Origin of the sequence: Mycobacterium sp. (assembly GCF_035640695.1) — a bacterium.
Taxonomy (GTDB): Bacteria; Actinomycetota; Actinomycetes; order Mycobacteriales; family Mycobacteriaceae; genus Mycobacterium.
The window spans coordinates 1-3,479 of sequence record NZ_DASQVQ010000007.1 but is presented as its reverse complement, the minus strand read 5'-3'; the positions used below and the strand labels follow the sequence as shown (position 1 = coordinate 3,479).

Here is a 3,479-nt window from a genome sequence, read left to right as displayed (position 1 = left end):
CGACGATCACCGGTCAGCCCACCGAGCAGGCCATTCAAGCCGATTGGCGCACCCGCGCCCAGCGCAACCACGACGCGCTGAATGCGATGTGCCGCGATCTGCTGGCCTCCGGCGAATTGGGCACCCATCACGGATTGCCGGTCAGCATTGTGGTGACCACCACCCTGCAGGACCTGCAGACCGGCGCGGGCAAGGCCATGACCGGCGGCGGGTCGTGGCTGCCCATCCCCGACCTGATCCGCATGGCCGCCCACGCCCATCACTATCTGGCCGTGTTTGACACCCACACCAAGGTGCCCCTGTATCTGGCCAAGACCCGCATCGCCACCCCGGGGCAACGCGTGGTGCTCCACGCCAAAGACCGCGGCTGCAGCCACCCCGGCTGCACCGTGCCCGGCTACCTGTGCCAGGTCCACCACGTCGAGGAATGGGCCGCCGGCGGGCGCACCGACATCGACAACCTCACCTTCGCCTGCGGACCCCACCACCGCCTCCTCGACCGGGGCTGGAAAACCCGCAAACGCGCCGACGGCACCACCGAATGGATCCCCCCACCCCACCTCGACACCGGCAAACCCCGCACCAACGGCTACTTCCACCCCGAGCGCTACCTGCGGCAACACGACGAGGGCTAACCTGCTCTGCGCTGCATGTGGGACCGGCTCCAATCAGTCGCCACCAGCGATTTGCGCTCGGTCCGATGTTCCGGCTTTTATGTTTAGCTGTGCCTGAGATGGATCGTCGCCGCATGATATTGATGACCGGGATCGGCATGCTCGCCGCCGCGATCCCGGTCCCCGAGGCTCGGGCCTACCCGTCGCGACGGGATGCACCGGCAGATCGGGTGCCACCGCCCGCCGCGCCGCCCGACAACGCGGCGCAGGGCAGCTACGTTTTCCGCGACGAGTTCGACGGCCCGGCCGGCTCCGCCCCCGATCCGTCGAAGTGGACGGTGGCGCGAGCCAGGGAGACGATGAAGGACCCGACGTTTTGGGAAAGACCCGAGAACGTCGGGCAGTACCGCGACGATCGCCGAAACGTGTTCGTCGACGGCAACTCCAATCTCGTCCTTCGCGCCGCAAAAGACGGCAGCACCTACTTCAGCGGCAAAATTCAGGGCAACTGGAGGGGAGGCATCGGCCATACCTGGGAAGCCCGAATAAAACTCAACTGCCTCACTGCCGGTTGCTGGCCCGCCTTGTGGTTGGGTAACGAAGATCGCGGCGAAATCGACGTGCTCGAGTGGTACGGCAACGGGAACTGGCCTTCGGCAACTACCGTCCACGCAAAAGCGAACGGCTCCGAATGGGCGACTCACAAGATCAGCGTGGACAGCGGATGGCACACGTGGCGATGCCAATGGGATGAGGCCGGTATCCGCTTCTGGCAAGACCACGTCGACGGCGCGCAACCGTACTTCAATGTTCCGGCGAACTCCATCGCGGATTGGCCGTTCAACGATCCCGGCTACCAGGTATTTCCGGTCTTGAATCTTGCGGTTGCCGGTTCGGGTGGCGGCGATCCCGGACCAGGGACCTATCCGGCGGACATGCTCGTCGACTGGATACGGGTCTGGTAAGCACCACCGCGGCGATATTCAGTCCTGCGCCGCCCCGAGGCGATCCCTAACTGCCCTTGAGGCGGACCTTCCAGCGGACGAAGCCGATGTAGACGGTGCTGATGACCGCGAGCATCAGCATGTCGAAGATCCACGCCTTCGAGGCGTGCTCCCAATGCGAATCCCGGGGCTGCACCGGTGGGGGAACCAGCTTTGTGAGATCGACCGTCGACGCCGACGCGGCAAAACCCCAGCGGGCCGGTGTCACCCAAGAAAGCTGGTCGAGCACAGTGCGATTCGTCACCGGAATCATGCCGCCCGAAAACACCAACTGCGACATGATCGCAACTACCAGCAGCGGCATGATCTGCTCGTTCGATCTGGCCAGCGCCGACAGCGCCAGGCCGACCATCGCCGCCGCCACGCAAGTGGCCGCGACATCAACGTACAGCTCAAAGGTCGGGTTCTTGAGGACGACAGCGCCCTGGGTCGGAGCGCTCTTGCCGAACACCGTGATGACCACGGCGATGGCCGACTGCACCAGCGCAAACATCGTGAAGACAACAACCTTGGCCAACAGGTACGCGGTCGTGGACAACCCGACGGCCTGCTCGCGCATGAAGATTGGCCGTTCCCCGATCAGGGCCCGGATGGTTAGTGCCGTGCCCATGAAAATGGCTCCGACGTTGAGCAGCACCAGGATCATTCCCGGTTCGTTCGGCGCCTCACCGCCCTGCGTGGCGGGAACGGGTATGCCGAACCCGACGTTGCCCGGCACCGAGAGGGACAGCACGCCCATGATGAACGGCAACAGCGCCAGGAAGATGAAGTAACCACGATCGGACACGATCAGCCGAACCTGGCGACGCGCGATCGTCGAGAACTGCCGCCACAGACTGGTATGCACGGGCTTGCCCAAGTCGGCGGGCTTCTCGGTCTCGGCCGGAGCGGGCGGCGGCGCCGCGCGTTCGAGGAATCGTCGGTGCACCGCGTCCGGATCGGCGCCCACCTTGGTGAAGATGTCGGCCCAGTTCGTCGTGCCCATCGTCCGGCCGATCTCGCTGGGCGGTCCGCAGAACGCGGTCTTGCCGCCCGGTGCGAGCAGCAGCACCTGGTCGCAGACATCCAGATATGTCAGCGAGTGCGTCACCACCACGACCACGCGGCCCGCGTCGGCCAGCTGGCGCAGCATCGTCATCACCTGACGGTCCAGCGCCGGATCCAGACCAGACGTGGGTTCGTCGAGAATCAGCAGCGACGGACCCGTCAGCAACTCCATCGCCACCGACGCGCGTTTGCGCTGGCCGCCGGACAGCTTGTCCACGCGTTTCTCGGCGTGCTGCGTCAGCTCGAGTTCCTCGAGTACCTGCGCAATCACCTGGCGCCGGTCTTCCTTGGTGGTGTCCGGCGGCAGCCGCAGTTCGGCGGCATAGCCCAGCGCCTGATTGACCGTGAGCTGGCCATGCACGACGTCGTCCTGCGGCACCATGCCGATCCTGCTGCGCAGTGAGGCGTACTCGGCGTGGATGTCGTGACCCTCGAAGGACACCGTGCCGTTGGTCGGTTGAGTCGCCCCGACGATCACCTTGTCCAGCGTGGACTTGCCGGCGCCCGACGGCCCGATCACCGCGGTCAGCGTGCCTGGCCTGGCGGCGAATGAGACGTTGTCCAGCAGCCTGCGGCCGTGCTCGATGTCCAGGGTGATGCCGCGGACCTCAAGCCCGCCGGTGCGAGTCGCCGCCTCCGTCTCGGTGCGGCGAACCAGCGTGCCGCCGGAGAAGACGAGGTCGACATTGCCGATCGTGACGACGTCGCCGTCATGCAGCATCGCTTCCTTGACGCGGCTGCCGTTGACGAACGTGCCGTTGATGCTTCCGGCGTCCTCGATCTTGACGCCTTCGGGCGTCGGCACCAACGTCGC

Annotated in this window: 3 protein-coding genes; 2 read left to right on the top strand and 1 reads right to left on the bottom strand. The window is 65.7% G+C overall.

Going from position 1 to position 3,479, the window contains the following annotated elements:
- Positions 1-635: HNH endonuclease signature motif containing protein (locus tag VE759_RS01335; protein ID WP_324927497.1), on the top strand; the 635-nt coding region annotated here is incomplete at its 5' end.
- 89 nt (positions 636-724) lie between these two features.
- Positions 725-1,579, top strand: coding sequence for a glycoside hydrolase family 16 protein (locus VE759_RS01330; protein ID WP_324927495.1), 855 nt, complete (start codon positions 725-727; stop codon positions 1,577-1,579).
- A gap of 46 nt (positions 1,580-1,625) precedes the next feature.
- On the opposite strand, the gene VE759_RS01325 is transcribed toward VE759_RS01330, so the two are convergent.
- Positions 1,626-3,479 (bottom strand): ATP-binding cassette domain-containing protein (locus VE759_RS01325; RefSeq protein ID WP_324927493.1); only part of this gene is annotated, 1,854 nt, incomplete at its 5' end.